Genomic DNA, 21,542 nt, shown 5'->3' on the forward strand with positions numbered 1-21,542 from the left:
GGAGTTGGTGTCCATGGGCCGAAAAGAAATGATAGCTATGCTGCTCGCAGGAGGCGAAGGGAAAAGGCTTGGCGTGCTAACAAAGGATCTTGCTAAGCCGGCTGTCTATTTTGGCGGTAAATACAGAATTATTGATTTTACGTTAAGCAATTGCGCACATTCGGGAATTGACACTGTAGGCGTATTAACGCAATATCAACCGCTAGAGCTCAATCGTTATCTTGGGATTGGCAGTCCATGGGGACTTGACCGTCGTGATGGCGGCATGACCATTTTACCGCCATTTATGAAGCAAAAAGGCGGAGTATGGTATAAAGGTACAGCGAATGCGATTTATCAAAATATGTCCTTCATTGAACCTTATAATCCGGAGTATGTGCTTATTATTTCAGGGGATCACATTTATAAAATGGACTATGACTTGATGCTAGAGCATCATAAACGGTCAGGGGCAGATGTGACAATTGCGGGGATCGAGGTTGATTGGAAAGAAGCAAGCCGTTTTGGCGTCATGCACATCGATGACGAGGATCGGATTACTGCGTTCGAGGAGAAACCAAAAATCCCGACCAGCAATATCGCATCCATGGGCGTTTACATTTTCACTTGGTCCGAGCTCCAAAAATATTTGATTTACGATGAGGCCAGCCGCAGCTCCAGTCATGATTTTGGTAAGGATCTTATTCCTGCCATGATGAGAGACGGGAAACGACTGCATTCATATCCGTTCAAGGGCTATTGGAAAGATGTTGGTACAATCGAGAGCCTATGGGAAGCGAATATGGATTTACTTGCCGATGAGCCGCCGCTTGAGCTTGCAGATACTGATTGGCGTATTTATTCGGTAAGTCCAAATCAGCCAGCTCAACATATTGGAGTGAGTGCGCAGGTTTCTTCTTCTTTAATTACAGAAGGCTGCATGATTGAAGGGACTGTTGATCGCTCGGTATTGTTCTATGGCGTCAAAGCTGCCAAAAACTCAATCATTACGGAATCAGTAGTCATGCCAAATGTAAGAATAGGCGAAGGCGCACGCATTTATAGAGCAATTATAGGCGAAGGGGCAGTCATTCAAGCGGGTGTAACGATTGGAAGCCCGGATGATGATGCCATTACAGTTATAGCAGTTGATCAGTATGTGACGAACGAACATTTGCTGCGGGAGGTGGAGCACTCATGAAGCATAAAGTCATGGGCGTCATCAATTTAATTCATGAAACTGATGAGCTGGAGCATTTAACACAGAGTCGTTGCCTAGCTACAGTCCCCTTTGGCGCACGATATCGATTGATTGATTTTGTATTGTCTAACATGGTTAATTCTGGAATATCCAAAGTTGCCGTATTTGCGCATACGAAATACCGCTCACTTATGGATCATCTTGGTTCAGGAAAGCATTGGGATTTGCAGCATCGTCAAAGTGGATTATTCGTGCTTCCGCCAGCAACTGACGATATTCAAGAGATTAGTCGCGGGGATTTGTATCATTTTTACCAACAACGTGATTATTTTAATCGTTCATCACTTGATTTTGTCGTGATTACACGCAGCCACATGGTGTGCAATATCGATTTCGAGAAGGTTATCGATTTTCATTTGGAGAGGGAAGCTGACATCACAGTCGTGTGCAAACAGCAGGCTGATTTATTAGCGGGCAAGGCTCGCAAAGTAAAAATGAATGAGGAAGGCAGAATCACATCCATTCAAGATCACTATGGCCGCATGGCAAGTGACATCAATTCTATGGAAATGTATGTAATGCGCAAAGAGCTGTTAATGGAACTAGTAGAGACCTCGCTTGCCCAAGGTCAGGATCACCTAGTTCGACATGCGATTTTTTCTAGACTAGATCAGCTCAATGTATATGGATATATGTATGAGGGTTATTTAGGTGTTGTAAATACACTTAGCAGTTATTATCGCAATAATATGAATTTACTTGATCCGGAAGTGTGGAAGGAACTATTTTACCAGCCGGGATCGATCTTTACGAAGGTAAAAGATGAACCGCCAGCTCGGTATTTGGGCAACTCTAAAGTAACGAATTCGTTAATTGCAAACGGCTGCCGTATTGAAGGAACCGTCGTGAACAGCATTATTTTCCGCGGCGTACACGTTCAGAAAGGCGCTATAGTGAGCAATAGCATCGTTATGCAAAACGGCGTTATTGGTGAAAATAGCTTTCTGCAGCACAGTATTTTGGACAAAGACGTTCGTGTCGAAGCGGATCGTGATATTAGGGGAGCGGCGAGCTCGCCATTCTTAGCAGGAAAACGAAAGATTATTTAATATAAGTTAATGGTTAATTACATCATATTCTAGCTTTTATTTTGCCGCGAAAAATGCAATATACCATGATCGGAAGATGAAATCAGTTTCCAGTTGGGTTCATGCATTGCTGATGCGGCGTCCATGAAAAAGGAGAATCCTATGAACATTTTGTTCGCAACCTCAGAAGCTGTTCCGCTTGCGAAGACTGGCGGTCTCGCCGACGTTGCAGGGGCGCTCCCCAAGGCGCTGAATAAGCGGGGCGTTGATACCAGAGTCGTATTGCCGAAATATGCACAAATTCCTGCTGCCCTTATCGAGCAGTTCGAGCTTGTCGCTCATTTTAACGTGTCCTTTGGCTGGCGCAATCAATATTGCGGTTTACTTAGAGCTGAGTTTGATGGCATTACTTATTATTTAATCGATAGCGAGTTTTATTTTAAGCGAGATGGGCTTTATGGTTACGGTGATGATGCGGAAAGATTTGTGTTTTTCAGCTTTGCAGTGATGGAGGCTGTACGGTATATGGAGTTTCATCCGGACATTGTTCATTGTCATGATTGGCAAACTGGACTCATTCCGTTTCTCCTGAAGACAAGGTATTATTACGATCCGGCTTGGGCGTATACCAAATCGGTATTTACGATTCACAACTTAAAATATCAGGGTTTATTCGGCATCGATCTCCTGAAGGACTTGCTTGGAGCCGGTGATGATATGTTTCTTGATGGCAGTTTGGAATTCCATGGAGCAGGCAGTTGTATGAAAGGCGGTCTCGTTTACGCTGACAAGCTGACAACGGTAAGCGGTACTTATGCCCAAGAAATTCAGACTGAATATTTTGGCGAAAAGCTGGATTCTCTACTCCGATATCGTTCTGGTGACTTAATCGGAATTGTGAATGGAATTGATGATGAGCTGTTTGATCCGATGAATGACGCAGCAATTGACATTCCTTTCCGAAATGCTTTGAATCGCAAAAGAAAAAATAAGGTGGAGCTGCAGCGTGAGCTAGGGCTCCCGCAGTCCGAAGAAATACCGCTAATCGGAATTGTTTCAAGGTTGGTGGAGCAGAAGGGCTTTGATTTAATAACGGCTACTTTTGAAGAGCTGCTTCAAGAAAACGTTCAATTTGTTGTGTTAGGAGCGGGTGATGGGCAATATGAGCATTTTTTCAACGATGCTGCTTATCGTCATCCCGATAAGGTTGCCGTATGGATCGGCTATGATGACAGACTTGCACGCCGAATTTACGCAGGCTCGGACATGTTTGCAATGCCTTCGCAATTCGAGCCGTGTGGTCTGAGTCAACTTCTTGCGCTGCGCTATCGTTCCGTCCCGATTGTTCGTGAGACAGGTGGACTTAAGGACACGGTACAAGCCTATAACGAATATACTGGCGAAGGTAATGGCTTCAGCTTTACGAATTACAACGCACACGACTATATGCATACCGTGCGTAGAGCATTAGCTCTTTATCGTAATCAGGAAGTCTGGAAGCAAATCGTGAGTAATGGCAGCAACGAGGATTACAGCTGGAATCGATCTGCCAAAGCCTATATATCCGTTTACTCACAACTTTTAGCGCATCGAAAGGAGAACGTATCATGGCCCGCCATCTTGTAATCGGCAACGGAAAAATGCTCCTTAATTTGGATCAACATTGTTATATTCGGGATATTTATTATCCATTCGTTGGGCAGTTAAATCATGTAGGCGGACAATATTGCCGCTTAGGTGTATGGGTAGAAGGTACCTTTAGCTGGCTGGATGAGCCGGAATGGAAGTTTGATCTCGATTATATTGATGATTCTTTGGTTACGAATATTACGGCTAAGCACGATGGTTTAGGAATCGAGCTTAATATGAACGACGGGATTCATCAGCGGGAATGTATTTACATTAAGCGGGTAGTTATTACAAACAAAACGAATGAAACGAAAGAAGTACGTTTGTTTTTCCATCAGGATTTGATGATCGACGGGACGGAAGTTGGAGATACAGCTGTTTATTATCCGGAAAATCATACGCTGTATCATTACAAACGTAATAATTACTTCATGTTCAACGGTTTATCGGATGAAGGCGGTATGACCCAGTATTCAACAGGCATCAAAAGGTTCCAATCCGCGGAAGGAACATGGCGTGACGCAGAGGACGGCGTGCTTATGGGTAATTCGATTGCCCAAGGCTCTGTTGATAGCACGATCAGCTTCCGCACAGTCGTACCTCCGAACAGTGATAAATCCATTTATTATTGGATGTCAATCGGTCAGAACCTAGAGGAAGTAAAAGAGCTGAACCAATATGTGCAGGACAATCATCCGGAGAAACTTCTTAGCCGAATGGTTATTTACTGGAAGCACTGGCTTCGCAGAGCTGAATCAGACCTGGGTGATCTGCCGTATGATGTAGTAAAGATGTTCAAACAAAGCTTGCTTCTCGTTAGAACACAGGTTGATGAGAGAGGCGCTATATTAGCAGCGAATGATACCGACATTTTGCAATACAATCGTGACCATTACAGCTATATGTGGCCGCGTGATGGTGCTCTTATTGCTGACGCTATGTCCATGGCGGGGTATCAAAGTGTTATAGCTCCATTTTTCCATTTTTGCGCGCAAGCTTTGTCGCCTGAAGGATATTTGTATCACAAATACAATCCAGATGGCACGGTCGGCTCGAGCTGGCATCCGTATATCGTGCAGGGCAGCAGAAGATTGCCGATTCAAGAGGATGAAACCGCACTTGTGTTGTTCGCATTATGGAAGGACTACTCACGTAATCAAGTTATTGAGCTGCCGCAGTCCTTATACAGCAATCTCATTCGGAAGGCTGCTACTTTTTTAACCTCATACATGGAGCCTACCTTGTCGCTGCCGAAACCGAGCTATGACTTGTGGGAGGAGCGCTACGGTATCTGGACATATACCGCAGCATCCGTATATGGCGGTTTGATGGCTGCTTCATTCTTCACGGATCTATTCGGTGATTATGAGCGCAGCGATCTTTATAAAAGAACGGCAGAAACGATCAAACATGGTATTGTTACAAATTTGTGGGATGAAGAAACCGGCAGATTCGCAAGAGGACTTATTCATAAGGATAATCGCTGGGTGAAGGATATGACGCTCGAGAGCAGTTTATTCGGTGTTCTTGAATTTGGCGTGCTGCCTGTTGATGATTATCGTGTCGTGCAGACCATGCATGCAATCAAGGAAGGTCTGCAAGTCAAGACTCATATCGGAGGCATTGCTCGTTACACGAACGATTATTATTTCCAGCAATCGGGTGAAATTGACAAGGTACCAGGCAACCCATGGATAATTTGTACGCTCTGGGTAGCTAACTTTGAGATTGATTCCGCCAAAACGCTTGAAGAGTTGGAAAGTCCGCGCAGAACGCTGCAATGGGTATCTGATCATGCGCTGCAAAGCGGCTTGCTGCCGGAGCAGCTTAATCCTTACGATGGTACGCCGCTATCCGTAGCGCCGCTAACTTGGTCGCATGCAACTGTCGTGCATAGCGTAAGCAAGTATGCAGAGAAGTATAAACGTCTACGATTGGAAGCGGAGTCCGACGGTTTGCTATAATGCTTTCAAATCACAATCACGAAGTGAAATTAAACAAAAGAACCTGTGTGCTATTACAAAGCATACAGGTTCTTTTTTGTTGTATTTTTGTTAAAAAAGAATGGCTGAATGAAATAAAAATTACTACTCATAATAAATAACGTTATATTCAAAACGAATAATAAAATATTTTTCATTTTTAAATATTGATTTGAGAAATTTTTTTTCATATAATTGAAAAGCTGCTCAGCATATTATGAATTCAACTTAGGAGGGCATACCATGTTATTACTTATCGTTTTAGCTGCTATTGTAGTGCTTTTGCTTCTTATTACAGTAGCTAAGCTCAATCCGTTCGTCTCGCTAATCGTCACTGCGATCGGCGTCGGACTTGCAACAGGAATGCCATTGTTCACAACCGAAACAGGTGGGACAGGCATTATTGATTCTATCAAGACTGGTATGGGCAATACGCTTGGCTTCTTGGCCATCGTACTAGCACTCGGTACAATGCTGGGCAAAATGATGGCGGAGTCTGGTGGCGCCGAGAAAATTGCACAAACGTTAATTAAACGTTTTGGTGAAAAAAATGTGCATTGGGCGATGATGTTTGTTGCCTTCATCGTTGGTATTCCGGTGTTTTTCCAAGTTGGCTTCGTGCTATTGATTCCACTGGTATTTACAATTGCAAGGCAGACAGGTGTGTCGCTTGTCAAAATCGGGGTACCGCTGGTCGCTGGCCTTTCGGTCGTTCATGGTCTAGTGCCGCCGCATCCAGCAGCAATGACAGCAGTGGGCATTTTTAACGCTGATGTTGGTTTAACGATCTTGTACGCAATCATCGTGGGTCTTCCTACGGCTATCGTTGCGGGTCCATTGTATGGGCAATGGATCGGCAATCGAATTCATAAATCAGTACCGAAGGAAATTGGAGAACAACTTTCAGAAGCGGATAAAGACAAGAAGCTGCCTGGCTTCATCAATACGGTGTTTACCGTTCTTGTGCCGGTCATTCTTATGCTTACGGCGTCAATCGCTGAGTTGTTTCTTGCGAAAGAAAGCTCCTTGTATCAAGCACTGCGCTTCATCGGGGACCCGGTTACGGCATTGCTGATCGCAACCGTATATTCTTTCTTCAGCTTAGGTTTCTTCCGTGGTCTTAGCAGGGAAAAAGTACTTAAATTTTCAAATGATTGCTTAGCGCCTACAGCGACGATTTTGCTCGTTATTGGGGCTGGTGGAGCTTTCAACCGAGTTTTGCTTGATTCCGGAATTGGTGAGTACATCGCGGAAATAGCGACATCATCCAACGTATCCCCGATTTTGCTTGGATGGGGAATTGCGGCTCTCATTCGCGTTGCGACTGGATCAGCGACCGTTTCTATGATGACAGCAGCAGGTATTGTTGCGCCGATCGCAGCGATCGTGCCGGGAGCCAATCTCGAGTTACTTGTTCTCGCTACAGGAGCAGGATCGCTCATCCTGTCTCATGTCAATGATTCTGGGTTTTGGATGATCAAGGAATACTTCGGAATGTCGGTAAAAGAAACGCTTCTCACATGGACAGCGCTCGAAACGATTATTTCCGTTGTGGCGCTTGGCCTAATTCTGGTCGTAGATATTTTCGTGTAAATACCAAAAGAAAGGTGAACCGATGACGTCGCAGTCAATGGCTCACCTTTCTTCCTTGAAGTGAAATGCTTTTAAATTCGCGTGTCGGAGATAGCTTCTCGTACTTTCTCAAGCGATGTCTTTGCCTTTTCTTTGTTTAAGATGATGACATTGACATAAAGAGCATCGATTAAGCTAAGCTGGCCGATTCGCGACGCGAGCGCTTCAGAACGATACGCCGTTTCATCGGAGCTAGTATGTAGTGAGACATCAGCCTGCTGGCTGATCGGAGATTTCGGAAAACCCGTAATCGCGATTGTTTTTGCGCCATTGGCGTTTGCAGTGTGCAAAATACGAATCGTATCTTTATTCGTGCCAGAGTGGGAGATGACGACTGCGACATCGTCTTTAGTCAACTGGGCAGCTGACATGAGCTGGAAATGTGCATCCGTAAAAGCAAATGCTTGCTTTCCCGATCGAATGAATTTATGGAACGCATCCATTGCGATGACGCCGGAACCGCCGATACCGTAGAAGTGAACACGGTTCGCGGCAGCAATGATGGATACCGCTTCGGCAAAGTCATCGCCGTCTAAAATTTGAAACGTATTTTCCAACGTTTGAATATTGGATTTAAACACTTTTTCAGCAATTGTTTTCTCATCGTCATGCTCATTAATTTCTTCATAAATAGCTTGGGTTGGTGCCATAATTTCAGAGGCGAGCGCAATTTTCATTGCTTGATACCCTTTATAGCCAATATGTTTGCAGAAGCGAAACACAGTTGCTTCCGCGACATTCAAATCGTAGGCAACCTCATTTATGGTACTATGAATGATTTTTTCGGGATTATCTAAAATATAGTTCGCGATTTTCTTTTCCTTATCAGTGAATCTTGCATAATATGAACGAATTTTTCCAAACATGTTTTGCACCATGATCGTTGCTTCTCCTCGCGTAGCAGCATATTTCATGAAAAGTATAACATAAATGAAAGGTTGATCCTATATTTCAGACCTTTCAGCCTTAGTAAAGTAGTTATGTTTATTAAACAATTAGGAGATGAATAAAGATGCAAATTGGTATTATTGGATTAGGTAAAATGGGTTATAACTTGATGCTGAATGTAATGGAGCATAATCATAAAACGGTTGTCTACGATGTAAATACAGACGCGGTTCATAAAGCAGAAGAGGATGGGGCGAAGGGGGTAAAATCGATTGAGGAATTGGTTCAATCGTTAGCTGCTCCACGTGCCATTTGGATGATGGTTCCAGCAGGAGAGCTGACAGAGGCGGTCATCAAGGAGGTTAGCACCTTCCTTGCTGCTGGTGATATTTTGATCGATGGCGGTAACTCTAACTACAAAGATACGATTAGACGTGCGGCTCAGCTTGCAGAAAAGAGCATTCATTTCCTTGATGTCGGCACAAGCGGCGGAACTTCTGGTGCAAGATCAGGCGCATGTACGATGATCGGTGGCAATAAGGCGGCATTTGAATCAGTCGAACAGCTGTTTCGTGACATTTGCGTTGAGGACGGGTATTTACATGCAGGGGAAAGCGGCAGCGGTCACTTTCTGAAGATGGTCCATAACGGTGTTGAATATGGCATGATGCAGGCTATTGCAGAAGGGTTTGAGCTGCTGGAAAAAAGCGCTTATGACTTTGATTTTGAGAAGGTTGCACGCGTTTGGAACAATGGATCGGTTATCAGATCGTGGCTGATGGAGCTAACGGAAAACGCATTTGCTAAAGATGCACGATTGGACGGCTTAAAGGGCATCATGCATTCTTCGGGTGAAGGCAAATGGACACTCGAAACGGCACTGGATTTGCAAACAGCAACACCGGTTATTGCGATGTCGCTTTTGATGAGATACCGATCCCTTGAGGAAAATACGTTCTCTGGGAAAGTCGTAGCCGCTCTACGCAATGAGTTTGGCGGACACAGTGTAGTTAGCTCTTAATGGAACTAGTTGAATAAATGTCGGAATAACGATATTGTAGCAATTGAAGTGTTTACGATGATGAAGCCAGGTGTTGGAATGGCAAATCTATGCGGAGGTACAAGAATGAGTACAAAATATGTTATCGGTGTTGATATAGGAACGACAAGCACGAAGGCAGTACTCTTTACGGTAAAAGGGGCCATAGTCGCAAGCCATGGTATTGAATATCCGCTGCATTCTCCTTCGCCAGCGATTGCGGAGCAGGATCCGGATGAGATTTTTAATGCTGTGTTAGGTACAATTGGTGAAGCAGTAGCGAAAAGCAATGTTCAGCAAGAAGATATATTATGTGTTTCGTTCAGTTCAGCAATGCATAGTGTAATCGCCGTGGATCACGAGGGAACACCGATAACGAAATGTATAACTTGGGCTGACAATCGGAGTATCGAATGGACAAATAAAATTAAAAACGAATGGAATGGCCACGAAATTTATTTGCGTACAGGCACACCCATTCATCCGATGTCTCCTTTATCTAAGCTTACTTGGCTGCGTCATGATCATAAGGAGTTGTTTGACCGAACATATAAATTTATATCGATTAAAGAGTATGTGTTCTTCAAATTGTTCGGCCGTTATGTCATCGATTATTCGATCGCATCTGCAACAGGAATGTTTCATTTGAACAATTTGCAATGGGATGAGGAAGCTCTCCGTGTTGCTGGCGTTACAGCGGATCGGCTTTCGGAGCTTGTTCCTACGACGTATAAGCTGGAGGGATTGGAAGAGCATTTTGCGAAGCAGATGAATTTGCTGTCAAACACACCATTTGTAGTAGGCGCAAGTGATGGCGTTCTCTCCAATTTGGGTGTCAATGCGATTAAGCCTGGAGTAGTTGCCGTTACGATCGGTACGAGTGGGGCTATTCGAGCTGTAACGGACAAGCCAGTAACAGATCCGAAGGGTCGAATTTTTTGCTACGCTTTAACTGAGAACCACTGGGTTATCGGGGGGCCTGTTAATAACGGGGGAATGATTTTTCGTTGGGTTCGCGATCAGATCGGTACGCAAGAAGTTATTGCCGCCAAAGAGAGGGGCATCGATCCATACGAGCTGCTTACGGAGCTCGCTGCGAAGGCCAAACCGGGCTCTGAGGGCCTTATCTTCCATCCCTATTTGTCAGGTGAGCGTGCTCCGCTTTGGGATGCGAATGCGCGCGGTTCTTATTTTGGGCTAGGGCTGCATCATAAGAAAGAACATTTAGTTCGGGCAGCATTAGAAGGCGTCATTTATAATTTATACAGTGTGCTGATGGCACTTGAAGAATTAACGGGCAAACCAACTCAAATTCAAGCAACAGGCGGTTTTGCAAGGTCAGAGCTTTGGCGACAGATGATGGCTGATATATTTGATCAAGAATTGCATGTACCTGAGAGCATCGAAAGCTCGTGTTTAGGTGCGGTTATTTTGGGGTTGTACAGCTTAGGCGAGGTAGATTCGCTGGACGTAGTTGCGGATATGGTAGGGGGATCACATTTTCATTTGCCAAATAAGGAAAACGCCAAAATCTATGCCGAGCTGATGCGGATCTATATCCGAGTTTCTCGTTTATTGACGGAGGAATACGCAAACATTGCAGCGTTTCAACAAAAATATGTATAGTTTTAAAGGAAAAACAGCCGAGCAGCGTATGCCGGCTGTTTTTTTATTCGAAAATTGTATAGTGTATTATGAGCCGTACTTCTTCAAAATCGTCGACAGCGTGAGCAGCGGCCATATATAGTTATTGCTCGGATAGTGAACATATACGCTGCCTGGAAGACCTGCTCCTGTCGGATAAGTATAGGTCCAATCTCGTCGCTCAAGCGATTGGAGCAATGCCTCTACGCCTCTTTCCAATGCGGCATTAGGTTTTGCATAAACAGCTGATAGCGCGTCGAGCGCCCATGCCGTTTGGGAGGGGGTGCTAGCATGGAGTGGAACGTAATGCTTTACTTTATCGCTCAAACATGACTCGCCCCAGCCGCCGTCTTCATTTTGAATGTCCAACAGCCACTTGACTCCCTTCTGAATGGCGGGATGGTCGTCTGGTACCCCAACAGCTGTCATTCCTTTTATTGCTGCACCTGTACCATGCGTGTATGCGATTCCCCAGCGACCGTACCAACTTCCATCCCTCATTTGCTGCGAGAGAACCCATTGCACGCTGTCATCAAGCCAGCGATTGCCGATAGTCATATCGAGCTCATCCCCTAAAAAGCCAAGTACACGACCTGTTAAGTCCACTGTAGAAGGATCAGTAGAGATGTCAGAGGAACCTTCAAAAGTGAAGAAGCTGGCGGGCAGCTGGTTTCCTTCTCGCTCGAACGCAGGCCAACCTCCATCGTCGTTGCGCATCGCTAATACCCAGTTCAGTCCTCTTTGCCAGTTGGCATGCAATCCATTTGCTTCAGAAGTAAAGGGTCGAATAGCGCGAAGGACAGCAGCGCTGTCGTCGACGTCTGGGTACAGCGTATTTACGTTTGAGAAACCCCAACCTCCCGCAGGCGTATTCGGCAATCGTTTGGTCCAATCGCCTAAACGAACCTGCTGCCTTGCTAACAAATAGACCCCAGCCTTCTCAAGAGCAGGCATGCTCGGAGAGGCACCTGCTTCTCGCAAAGCGTAAGTCAGCATTGAAGTGTCCCATACTTCAGCAGAAGCGACTTGTAGATGAGGCCTATCGACGCACATGACTGAGAGTATACCTGACAATAATCGGTTAACGGCTGGTGAATCAACGGAGTAGCCTAGTGAAAGTAAAGATAAAATCATCAATATTGTCGCAGTAGAGAAGGTCAGCAGTGTACCATTTGGCTCGAGTCTATCGAACATAAAGGCTTCAGCTTTCTCAAACGTTGTTTTGGAGCTGGAAGGAAGCAGGCTGGTTAAAGGCAAGCTGGATATAAATTCATTCAAGGCCGATATCCAAGTTGTATCATTCGAAAATTTGCGCGAGGCATCAACAAAGAGATTAGATAGCTCAGGCATGGTACCCGTTTTGCGTACAAATTGTTTATTGGACATAATGATAGTCGGTACAAGATGAACGCGCGCGTGTCCAGAAAGGGAGAATAAATCCAGACCGATTCCGAGGTCAGAGAAAAAAGCTTCAAGAGGAATACGCAGCATCCGAGGCCATTCCGCTTGACCTGTTGCGGCAAAGATAACCTGCGTGAGTAAAGATCTAACTTCGGATAAGCCTCCACGCTTGAGAATAAATTGCTTGGCCCTTACCATACGCGCATCAAATTCATAATAGAATCCTGCATAAAGCAGCGCATAATAAGCCTCAGCAGTTGCGTCCAAATTGCCTTCCGACTCATCCGGATATACCTTCCAAGCACCATTTTCCTCTTGTTTAGAGGCAATTCGCGCTGCAAGCATATGAATCAATCGCTCATCTGCTCTTCCTAATAGGCGCAGCAAAATAATTAAATAGCTATCCGTCATCGTACCGGAATCAAAGCACATTCGCCATGCACCGTCCTGAGACTGCTGCTGGATCAGTTCGGAAGTCATAGCATCTATCCTTGCACGGATTCGTTTCATATCCATCTGGCGCAATCATCCTTTGCAACCGTAATTGCTTAATATATATGCGCCAAGTAGCACTCACAGTCGGAGATCATCGCATGGGAATAGATGACTTGTTTAATCCGCTTATTCACTGTTGGTTAGAAGCCGCTGCAGCAGCATGGTTACAGCCATTGAAGCTGCTCCTTCCTTATGTCGAATAATAGTAAAATCACGTTCAAAGCGCTGTTTATGCAAGCGGAGCTGGATCAATTCCCCGGAATCTATTTCCTTTTTTACGACCCAGCGTGACAGCATGGCAATACCTAAACCGGATATTACGGATTGTTTGACGCTTTGACTGCTATTGAAAATGTAGGAGCGTTTTTGGATTATTTTCGCATCACGGATGAATTGATCACTAAAAGCACGTGTACCTGAACCGCTTTCCCTCAGCACCCATACTTGGTTTTGCAGCATTTCGGCGTCAACAAAGCGCTCTGCAGCGAGCGGATGTGTAGAAGGTGCGATCAGAATCATCTCATCTTTCATATAAGGCGTAACAACTAAGTCCGTCGCGCTTGCCTCGCCTTCAATGAGTCCGATATCCAGTTCATTGGACCTCACAGCTTGAACAATTTCCTCCGTATTTCCGATTGTCGTTTGTAAAGAGACGAGTGGGTATTGAACAGCAAATTCAGCTAGCCGTCTTGGGAGAACATATTCGCCAATCGTAAAGCTTGCGCCAATCTGTAAACTACCTGTCACTTTATCCTGTAAAAGCTGTATGTCCTGCTTAGCTTCTTCATATAAAGATAAAATTTGCTTTGCCCGTTGATACATGATATCACCAGCTTCAGTAAGACGAACCTGCTTAGGAGACCGATGCAAAAGCTTTGTTCCGAGCTCATTTTCTAAATTTCGAATATGCAGGCTTACACCTGGCTGAGAAATATTTAATATATCTGCTGCTCTTGAAAAATGGCTTTGCTCTGTTACCGTAACGAACACACGCAGTGCTTCAATTATCATCATTATCCCTCATTATTGATTGCGATTTGTTCAAATATATCGTAACAATACGGCAAAAACGAGAGAATAGCAATTCAATCATAAGCATTCCTAATGATAAGGATAGGAAATAGGTATTTCACTTAGACTGCTCAGAGCTTTATAGTGAATGCAACAGGGAACGCTTGCTTATAACAACGAACAGAGGTGAAAGTTATGATCATAAAAAATGTATTATTTCGTAATCCCAATAGAGGTTTTGGTTTTACGCAAGGAATAGCTTATACAATGGGTATTGCCATTGCTGCAAAATGTATTGCGATGCTTCCTTTTTTTAGCGTCATGGGGCAGCTGGTCGTAGCCATTCTACTTGGGATTGCATGCCGCGCATGGATAGGCATGCCGGAGCAAGCGACGAGCGGCATAACGTTTTCAAGCAAGAAGCTGCTGCGATTCGGCATTATTTTGCTGGGGCTGCGATTAAACCTGAATGATATTTTACATGCGGGGCCAAAAGTGTTTGTGCTTTCCGTTATAAACATTATATTTACGATATTTGTAGTGTATGGGATAAGCAAATGGATGAAAATAGATAAGAATCTAGGCCTTTTAACAGCTTGCGGTACGGCAATCTGCGGAGCTGCAGCTGTTGTAGCGATAGCGCCGCAATTGAAGGCAACACCAAATGAAACAGCTGTCAGCGCAACGACGGTTGCCATTTTAGGAACCATATTTACACTAGCCTACACGGTCTTGTATCCTGTGCTTCATTTAAGTGATACCGGTTATGGTATTTTCTCAGGTGCAACGCTTCATGAGATTGCGCATGTTATTGCAGCAGCGGCACCTGGAGGGCAAGAAGCGATTGATTTGGCTGTCATTGTAAAAATGACACGCGTTGCAATGCTTGTCCCAGTCGCCATTATTATTGGCATTTGGAATGGCCGCAAAGCCAATAAAGCAGATAAAGTTAGCCTAAAGCAACTGCCGATTCCTTGGTTTATCGTTGGGTTTCTTGCAATGAGCGGAGTCAATACATTAGGCATCATTCCTACTGCGGTTACAGGGAATCTGATTGTCGCCGCTTATTTTCTTATCGCGATGGCGATGGCAGGCCTCGGCCTCGGAGTCGATTTTGTCGTATTTAAGAAACTTGGAAAAAAACCTTTTATCGCGGGATTAATTGGTTCGATCCTGTTAGCTGGACTCGGTTTGCTGCTTGTTCATAGCTTTCATTTGGCTTAAAGAATTAGATGAGAAAAAGTCCGCAGGGAGACAGCACCCAGCAGACTTGATTTGCTCCATTTTCAACTTTCTAGAGAAGGAGCGCTATTTTGATGTGGGAATTGCCGAATATGCTTGATTCGAGATTCTGCGTTCAAATTCACTCCATTGCCGATCTGAATGCTGGCAGCTGAGCCGGATGCAATAACTTGTATGTATCCGACCGTAATATTCGGTGCACAATTGGTTCGAAACAGTTCAATACCTTGAGCGTTGTCAAATTCAGAATCGATGAGAATGGGTAGGGGACGTGAAAAAAGCTCATAAGAATCAAAATAAACTTCACCTGATGTCAGATGATCTTCCTTCCGCTGCACAGCTAGCGCACGAAGTTTAGCTTTCGTCTCAGCACGATCTCCAAGCTGTACTATTCCTGCCTGGGCAACGGATATAATACGAAGGAAACCGACAGTTGCTGTTCGAACGTGGTAGGTATTTATAGATTGATCATTGATTCGATTCATGATGACACCTAGCTCTGCTCGAACGTGCCGCTCTGTTCTTCAGGAGCTGGGAAAGGAGCCATCGGTCCGATGACGACAGACTCTGGAGGTGTATCGAACATGGAGTATAAGGCCACGTTATCGGTATCTCCTACTTGCAGCATAGATGCGCTTGAGACGCCAAGTACTTCAATTTGACCAACACTTAAAAGATGATTTACCACTTTAAAATACAGCATTATGACATTCCTCCGGTTGAAGTGGAGTTACTCTGCAGCTGGCGCATGTAAGCGAGCAGCGCAGCATCAGCATCCCTCGTTGTTTTGGCTAGCACGGCGGCCGCCATCGCATTGGAATCATTCGCAGATGGCTGAGCATCGCTACTTCGTTCAGTCTTTTGCATATAGTACTGAATTCGTGTAGGGACCTGTTTGCGGACATCATTAATAATGATTTGTCTATGATAAGGATCTAGCGGTATTTGGAACTCGTTTTCATAAGAAAGCAGCTTTTTCTCCGCTTCGGTATCCAAATAACGAGTCATTCCTGCATAAATATCATTGTACAGTCCGCTAGGCGATGGCATTGATGTGCCAGCAGTCGGGAAAACTTGCGTATTCGATACAGCCATCTGCTCGATGCTTCCGGGAATTGAATCATCACCCATGCCTGGAGCGGTCATGCCAATATTAAGGGTGCCATCCAGCTTCTCGACCTTCAATTGATCAAAATGATATTGAATGCCTTCTATATTGTAAGTAGGGCGCGCTTCGAGCTGCTTTACTTGTTCACATAAAGCGATGACCTTCGCTTCAAGTGCATCGAGCCGCTCACACTGCTCTTTAAGCCTATTTTGCACTTCAAGTGACCAAAGTTGCCAAGGGGAAAGCGGATTAGACTGCTGCATGTGACTTGCTCCTCCTACTCGTCATGGGTTCAAATTTCCGCTTATCTAGGGTTGGGCAAAGGTACGAAGGAAAGCGGATTATCCACGGATAGCTCTGGAGCGGGTCCGGTGAACCCACCTGAATTATAGAGCTGTGACAATGAGCGTATCGAACCGGCGCTGCCGACCTGCAGGACGGAGCTATTCGATACGCTGTCGACACGAAGCTGATGAATCGTAATTTGTTGGTGAATGGTCAGGTTCATATTGCACTCACATCATTATTCGAGCTATCTTGCACATCCGGATCAAGGGTGTTTGTTGCGCTGACAGCATTATTAGAGTTCGTTAAACTACCGGTTAGGAATGATCCTGATCCCGCATACGTCTTGGAAGTGCTATTTGGCGACACTTCCAAGGCGTCTCCAAATTGAATAATGGAGCCGGAGCCAACGCTAACAATTTTGACAAAACCGACGACAGCTGGCATAAGCTTCCTCCCTTTGTATAGATGATTTTTGATAAATGCATTGATCGTGGTATATCTTATGCGGCATTCGCCCAGAGGTTACTAAGCAGAAAGTATCCTGAAAGCCGATAGGCGCATATGCTGGTAGAAGTGCTGGAAGGCGGGTGTTTGCTGTGGCATCTAAATGGGATGATATGGAACGGTGGATGGAAAAGCAGCAGATGCCGAAAGGCTTTGAGCTGCTTCGTGAACCGGCTTGGGTAGAACAATATGTACGTAAAATGATGACTAAGGCACTGCCTGAAGCGGCTGGTGTTATGATCGGAGGGGGATCAGCCACTTTTTCCGAGACTCGTCATTTTTTGAATGTGAAAATTACATTGCCGGAAGGCTTTGATAAAGAGCAACTGCGGTTGTTCGTTAGAGAGGATCGGCTGCGCCTGGATGGACTGCCGAATGGGAAACAGGAGACGATCAAGCTGCCTAAGCTTGTGAAGCCCCGGGTGTGCAAAACGTTAGTAAAGGAGAATATCATGCATGTGAAGCTCCAGAAGCGGCCAACCAATCGGACGTATCATGAAGCGATTGTACGCTGGTAGATCACGCATGCCAGTAGTGTAAGGGCACAAATCTGAATGAGATGTGCTCTTTTTGTCACGAAATCGACAGGGATTACAGCTGGCTAATGGCCTCACTATCCCTTATAATGTCTAATGAACATGTACATGTTAGCAAGCAAAAACGCCTTCGGCGTCCTTAGACGCTGAAGTAGCTTTGACGGTGAAATATAAGATAAGTATGAGAAAATGATATAGTTTCTTATATTTTAAAAAAGGGAGTGTGTTCAGTGTCACTAGTTGATGTAAGCAGTGTTTCGCCTTCGCTATTCATACTTGGAATCGTTTTTTTAATGCTCATTTTCGGTCTGCTGAGCTTTGGCATATTACGGATGTTTCAGCAAAAATTTCGTACAGGCTGGTTTAGTTTCGCTGGAGCGATCGTTAGTTTCGCAGTCTTTATGTACATATTAAATAAGTGGTATCTATAACTTTTTTATAGCTGATCACAACCGGAGGTAAGGGCTTGACCTGGACAATTATATGGTTTTTCATTAACATGCTGTTTGTCGTTTCCATTATCAGCTATATGTTTATGCATCGCTCTTATTCGGAATCGAAGCGGCTCTCCAACGATTCTGCACTAATCAAAAAGCTGAATACGAGGCGCAAACTGGTTGGAATAATCAGTATTTTGTTATTTGTGGCGATGTCGGCCAGCTTTATGATCAACATGAGATTAAATGGTTAAATCGAGGCTCTCATTGACGAGAGCTTTTTTTTTCGTCATTATGGAGATATATCATTTTTAGTCCGGAGGTTCGACATATGCATACAATGGAAGACATTATACGACGCATGTCTAGTCAAGGATTGAGAATAACGGATCAAAGGAAAACGCTCGCAAAGCTTTTTTCAGAAACGCAAGGTTATTTGGCGCCGAAAGAAGTCTATGAATATATGGGCAAATCGTATACAGGCTTAAGCTTTGATACCGTATATCGCAATTTGCGAGTGATGGAAGAGCTTGGGGTGCTGGAGCAAGTTATTTTTGAGGATGGCGGCAAGTTCAAGCTGCATTGCAGAGAAAATGATCATCATCATCATATGATTTGCCTGCAATGCGGAATGACGTATCCCATCACCTTCTGCCCGATGGAGCAAACGAGCGTTCCTGAGGATTTCCGAGTGGTGAAGCATAAATTTGAGGTATTCGGTTATTGCAAGGATTGCGTACAAGACGAGTCAGCAGTAAGCGAAGCCTAATGACGAAAGAACGAGTCATGCGAAGAGTGACACAAGCTCCGATTCACTTTTATCGCAAGGTTATTTCACCTCTGACCCCGCCCTCATGCCGTTTTTATCCCACCTGCTCCATGTATGCGCTGGAAGCAATTGAGAAGCATGGTGCGGCTAAGGGCTCATGGCTTGCCATGAAGCGAATTGCGCGTTGCCATCCGTTTAATGCTGGCGGTTATGACCCAGTCCCGCCTGCAAAAGATAGCAACATAGATGCTCCTTGACAGAGAGGGCTCTATTTCGGTATATTTTGATTTATAAGTGGTAAAATAAGTTTTGGATTTGTTTATATGTCCGAGGAATGGATAAGTACAATGGTAGAACCTTTGCAGAGAGCCGGGAAAGATGGTGCAAGCCGGTAGGGAACTCGATTGGAAAATGGTCCGGGAGGATTCGCTTTCAAGCTTCAGCGGCAGCGCTGAGTAAGGGAGCGACGCGAAGCTGGCGTTAACGGCGTAAGCCGCCATGCAGGCGGCACACGAAGCTTTCTAGAAATGTCGGTTCAACCGAACATTTCTGGATTGAAATTTGGGTGGTAACGCGTGAGTTCTAACTCTCGTCCCATGATGGACGGGAGTTTTTTGCGTTTTTTTAGACTAATGCAATAGGAGGAGTACAAATGACGAAAAAAAATACGTTTTATATTACAACGCCGATTTATTATCCAAGTGACAAGCTCCACATTGGACATGCCTACACGACGGTGGCTGGTGACGCGATGGCTCGTTATAAACGTCTTCGCGGCTATGACGTTTTGTACTTGACGGGTACCGATGAGCATGGTCAGAAGATTGAACGTAAAGCAAAGGAAAAGGATCAAACACCGCAGCAATTTGTTGATGATATCGTTGTAGGCATTAAAGAACTGTGGTCGAAGCTGGAAATCTCTAATGATGATTTCATACGTACAACGGAAGAGCGTCATAAGCTTGTGGTTGAGAAAATTTTCGCGCAGCTTCTCAAGCAGGACGATATTTATAAAGGCACCTATGAAGGCTGGTACTGTACGCCATGTGAATCGTTTTTCCTTGAGCGTCAGCTAGTAGACGGCAAATGTCCGGATTGCGGACGCGCGGTTGAGCTGGTGAAGGAGGAGAGCTACTTCTTCCGCATGAGCAATTATGCAGATCGTTTGTTGAAATTTTATGAGGACAATCCAGATTTCATCCAACCGGAATCACGTAAAAACGAGATGATCAACAACTTCATTAAGCCAGGCCTCGAGGATTTGGCCGTGTCGCGCACTACGTTCGATTGGGGTATTAAAGTTCCAGGAGACGCTAAACATGTCATTTATGTATGGATCGACGCGCTATCCAATTACATTACGGCACTAGGTTACGGCAATGAGGGAAAAGATCAGAAATACAAAGATTTCTGGCCGGCAGACGTGCATTTGGTCGGCAAAGAAATTGTGCGTTTCCATACGATTTATTGGCCAATCATGCTGATGGCGCTCGATTTGCCGCTTCCTAAGAAAGTATTTGCGCATGGCTGGCTCCTGATGAAGGATGGTAAAATGTCGAAATCCAAAGGCAATGTTGTTGATCCTGTGATGCTGATTGATCGCTACGGGTTAGATGCAGTCCGTTATTATCTGCTTCGCGAAGTGCCGTTCGGAGCAGACGGAACATTCACGCCTGAAAACTTCGCTCAGCGAATCAACTTCGATTTGGCGAATGATCTTGGCAATTTGCTTAACCGAACCGTTGCGATGATCGATAAATATTTTGACGGCGTAATCCCAGCTTTTGCAGGCAGTGTAACGGATTTTGATGAATCCTTGCAGAACCTTACAAGTGAAACGATTGTTCAGGTAGAGTCGGCGCTTGAAAATATGGAGTTTTCCGTTGCGCTTTCATCACTCTGGCAGCTTGTAAGCCGTACGAACAAATATATCGACGAAACACAGCCATGGACGCTTGCTAAAGATGAGTCCAAAAACGGACAGCTTGCATCGGTTATGCACCATTTGGCGGAATCGCTGCGTATCGTGTCGATCCTGCTCCAGCCGTTCTTGACGCATTCTCCTCGGGAAATGTGGAAGCAGCTTGGACTTGAGCAAGGTGAATTAACTTCATGGGAGAGCACTAAGCAATTTGGTTTGCTGCCTGGCGGAACGAAAGTTAGCAAGGGCACGCCGTTGTTTCCACGCCTTGATACAGAGGAGGAGACTGCTTTTATCGCGGCAGCAATGAGCGGCGGTACGCAGCCAGAGCAAGCGGATACTGCGAAGGCAACGGATGAAGCACCACAGGCTGCACCTGAGAGCAAGGAAGAAATTGCAATTGATGACTTTGCAAAGGTAGAGCTTCGCGTTGCTCAGGTTATTTCTGCAGAGCCTGTTCTCAAAGCAGATAAACTGCTGAAGCTTCAATTGGATCTAGGGTATGAGCAGCGGCAGGTTGTTTCTGGCATTGCTAAGTTTTACACTCCGGAACAAATGGTTGGACGCAAAGTTATTTGCGTCACAAACTTGAAGCCAGTTAAGCTGCGCGGTGAAATGTCGCAGGGAATGATACTTGCTGCATCGCATGGTGATCAGCTTACGCTTGCAACTGTTCCTGACAATATGCCAAACGGCGCGGTAGTGAAATAAGTCAAAAGATTATATATGAAGGCACCGCAGAAGTTGT

Annotated in this window: 21 protein-coding genes; 13 read left to right on the forward strand and 8 right to left on the reverse strand. The window is 45.0% G+C overall.

Annotation, left to right across the window (positions count from 1 at the left end):
* Nucleotides 1-13 precede the first annotated feature (13 nt).
* From AC787_RS07735 to AC787_RS07755, 5 genes are all read left to right on the forward strand, one after another.
* Complete coding sequence (locus AC787_RS07735) at nt 14-1,180, forward strand: glucose-1-phosphate adenylyltransferase (RefSeq protein ID WP_054024247.1); 1,167 nt, start codon at nt 14-16, stop codon at nt 1,178-1,180.
* Entirely contained in the window at nt 1,177-2,289 is a 1,113-nt protein-coding gene (gene glgD, locus AC787_RS07740; protein WP_054024248.1) for a glucose-1-phosphate adenylyltransferase subunit GlgD, read from the forward strand. The genes AC787_RS07735 and glgD overlap by 4 nt, the downstream gene beginning before the upstream one ends.
* A gap of 141 nt (nt 2,290-2,430) precedes the next feature.
* The gene (glgA, locus tag AC787_RS07745; RefSeq protein WP_054024249.1) at nt 2,431-3,894 is read left to right on the forward strand and encodes a glycogen synthase GlgA; all 1,464 of its coding nucleotides are present in this window, start codon (nt 2,431-2,433) and stop codon (nt 3,892-3,894) included.
* The gene (locus tag AC787_RS07750) at nt 3,876-5,861 is read left to right on the forward strand and encodes a glycoside hydrolase family 15 protein (RefSeq protein WP_054024250.1); all 1,986 of its coding nucleotides are present in this window, start codon (nt 3,876-3,878) and stop codon (nt 5,859-5,861) included. The genes glgA and AC787_RS07750 overlap by 19 nt, the downstream gene beginning before the upstream one ends.
* 261 nt (nt 5,862-6,122) lie before the next feature.
* On the forward strand, nt 6,123-7,472 hold the full coding sequence (locus tag AC787_RS07755) for a GntP family permease (RefSeq protein WP_054024251.1): 1,350 nt from the start codon (nt 6,123-6,125) through the stop codon (nt 7,470-7,472).
* Between the two features lie 71 nt (nt 7,473-7,543).
* On the opposite strand, the gene AC787_RS07760 is transcribed toward AC787_RS07755, so the two are convergent.
* Nucleotides 7,544-8,389: a MurR/RpiR family transcriptional regulator gene (locus tag AC787_RS07760; RefSeq protein WP_054024252.1), complete on the reverse strand. Its 846-nt coding sequence runs from the start codon at nt 8,387-8,389 to the stop codon at nt 7,544-7,546.
* Between the two features lie 134 nt (nt 8,390-8,523).
* Between AC787_RS07760 and gnd the strand changes: the two genes are divergently transcribed.
* Together gnd and gntK are read left to right on the forward strand one after the other, a co-directional pair.
* Nucleotides 8,524-9,420, forward strand: a complete 897-nt coding sequence (gene gnd / locus AC787_RS07765) for a phosphogluconate dehydrogenase (NAD(+)-dependent, decarboxylating) (protein WP_054024253.1) — start codon at nt 8,524-8,526, stop codon at nt 9,418-9,420.
* A gap of 105 nt (nt 9,421-9,525) precedes the next feature.
* Nucleotides 9,526-11,064, forward strand: a complete 1,539-nt coding sequence (gene gntK / locus AC787_RS07770) for a gluconokinase (protein ID WP_054024254.1) — start codon at nt 9,526-9,528, stop codon at nt 11,062-11,064.
* Nucleotides 11,065-11,130: 66 nt separating this feature from the next.
* On the opposite strand, the gene AC787_RS07775 is transcribed toward gntK, so the two are convergent.
* A complete protein-coding gene (locus AC787_RS07775; RefSeq protein WP_235560926.1) occupies nt 11,131-12,999 on the reverse strand; it encodes a prenyltransferase/squalene oxidase repeat-containing protein in 1,869 nt (622 codons plus the stop codon).
* Nucleotides 13,000-13,104: 105 nt separating this feature from the next.
* Nucleotides 13,105-13,989: a LysR family transcriptional regulator gene (locus tag AC787_RS07780; RefSeq protein WP_054024255.1), complete on the reverse strand. Its 885-nt coding sequence runs from the start codon at nt 13,987-13,989 to the stop codon at nt 13,105-13,107.
* Between the two features lie 201 nt (nt 13,990-14,190).
* Between AC787_RS07780 and AC787_RS07785 the strand changes: the two genes are divergently transcribed.
* The gene (locus AC787_RS07785) at nt 14,191-15,213 is read left to right on the forward strand and encodes a YeiH family protein (protein ID WP_414730973.1); all 1,023 of its coding nucleotides are present in this window, start codon (nt 14,191-14,193) and stop codon (nt 15,211-15,213) included.
* A 62-nt stretch (nt 15,214-15,275) separates the two neighbouring features.
* Here the strand turns inward: AC787_RS07785 and AC787_RS07790 are convergent, their stop codons facing one another.
* The 5 genes from AC787_RS07790 to AC787_RS07810 are packed head-to-tail and all read right to left on the reverse strand — an operon-like array spanning nt 15,276 to nt 17,071.
* The gene (locus AC787_RS07790; protein ID WP_054024257.1) at nt 15,276-15,716 is read right to left on the reverse strand and encodes a spore germination protein GerPE; all 441 of its coding nucleotides are present in this window, start codon (nt 15,714-15,716) and stop codon (nt 15,276-15,278) included.
* 8 nt (nt 15,717-15,724) lie between these two features.
* The gene (locus AC787_RS07795) at nt 15,725-15,931 is read right to left on the reverse strand and encodes a spore gernimation protein GerPD (protein WP_082360952.1); all 207 of its coding nucleotides are present in this window, start codon (nt 15,929-15,931) and stop codon (nt 15,725-15,727) included.
* A 2-nt stretch (nt 15,932-15,933) separates the two neighbouring features.
* Nucleotides 15,934-16,602 carry a spore germination protein GerPC gene (gene gerPC / locus AC787_RS07800; protein ID WP_054024259.1) on the reverse strand — a complete coding sequence of 223 codons (669 nt, stop codon included), beginning with the start codon at nt 16,600-16,602 and terminating at the stop codon, nt 15,934-15,936.
* A gap of 41 nt (nt 16,603-16,643) precedes the next feature.
* Nucleotides 16,644-16,847, reverse strand: coding sequence for a spore germination protein GerPB (locus AC787_RS07805; RefSeq protein ID WP_054024260.1), 204 nt, complete (start codon nt 16,845-16,847; stop codon nt 16,644-16,646).
* Nucleotides 16,844-17,071 carry a spore germination protein gene (locus tag AC787_RS07810; RefSeq protein ID WP_054024261.1) on the reverse strand — a complete coding sequence of 76 codons (228 nt, stop codon included), beginning with the start codon at nt 17,069-17,071 and terminating at the stop codon, nt 16,844-16,846. The genes AC787_RS07805 and AC787_RS07810 overlap by 4 nt, the downstream gene beginning before the upstream one ends.
* A gap of 152 nt (nt 17,072-17,223) precedes the next feature.
* Between AC787_RS07810 and AC787_RS07815 the strand changes: the two genes are divergently transcribed.
* The 5 genes from AC787_RS07815 to metG all read left to right on the forward strand — a co-directional run bounded on the left by AC787_RS07815 (nt 17,224) and on the right by metG (nt 21,505).
* Nucleotides 17,224-17,649, forward strand: a complete 426-nt coding sequence (locus tag AC787_RS07815) for an Hsp20/alpha crystallin family protein (RefSeq protein WP_054024262.1) — start codon at nt 17,224-17,226, stop codon at nt 17,647-17,649.
* A gap of 484 nt (nt 17,650-18,133) precedes the next feature.
* Nucleotides 18,134-18,358 (forward strand): hypothetical protein, encoded by a 225-nt coding sequence (locus AC787_RS07825; RefSeq protein ID WP_054024264.1) that lies wholly within the window; start codon nt 18,134-18,136, stop codon nt 18,356-18,358.
* A gap of 77 nt (nt 18,359-18,435) precedes the next feature.
* Complete coding sequence (locus AC787_RS07830) at nt 18,436-18,873, forward strand: Fur family transcriptional regulator (protein ID WP_054024265.1); 438 nt, start codon at nt 18,436-18,438, stop codon at nt 18,871-18,873.
* A gap of 17 nt (nt 18,874-18,890) precedes the next feature.
* Entirely contained in the window at nt 18,891-19,130 is a 240-nt protein-coding gene (yidD, locus tag AC787_RS07835; protein WP_054026964.1) for a membrane protein insertion efficiency factor YidD, read from the forward strand.
* A gap of 395 nt (nt 19,131-19,525) precedes the next feature.
* Nucleotides 19,526-21,505: a methionine--tRNA ligase gene (gene metG, locus AC787_RS07840; protein ID WP_054024266.1), complete on the forward strand. Its 1,980-nt coding sequence runs from the start codon at nt 19,526-19,528 to the stop codon at nt 21,503-21,505.
* Nucleotides 21,506-21,542: the final 37 nt, after the last annotated feature.

Source organism: Bacillus sp. FJAT-28004 (assembly GCF_001280845.1).
Taxonomy (GTDB): Bacteria; Bacillota; Bacilli; order Paenibacillales; family Paenibacillaceae; genus Pristimantibacillus.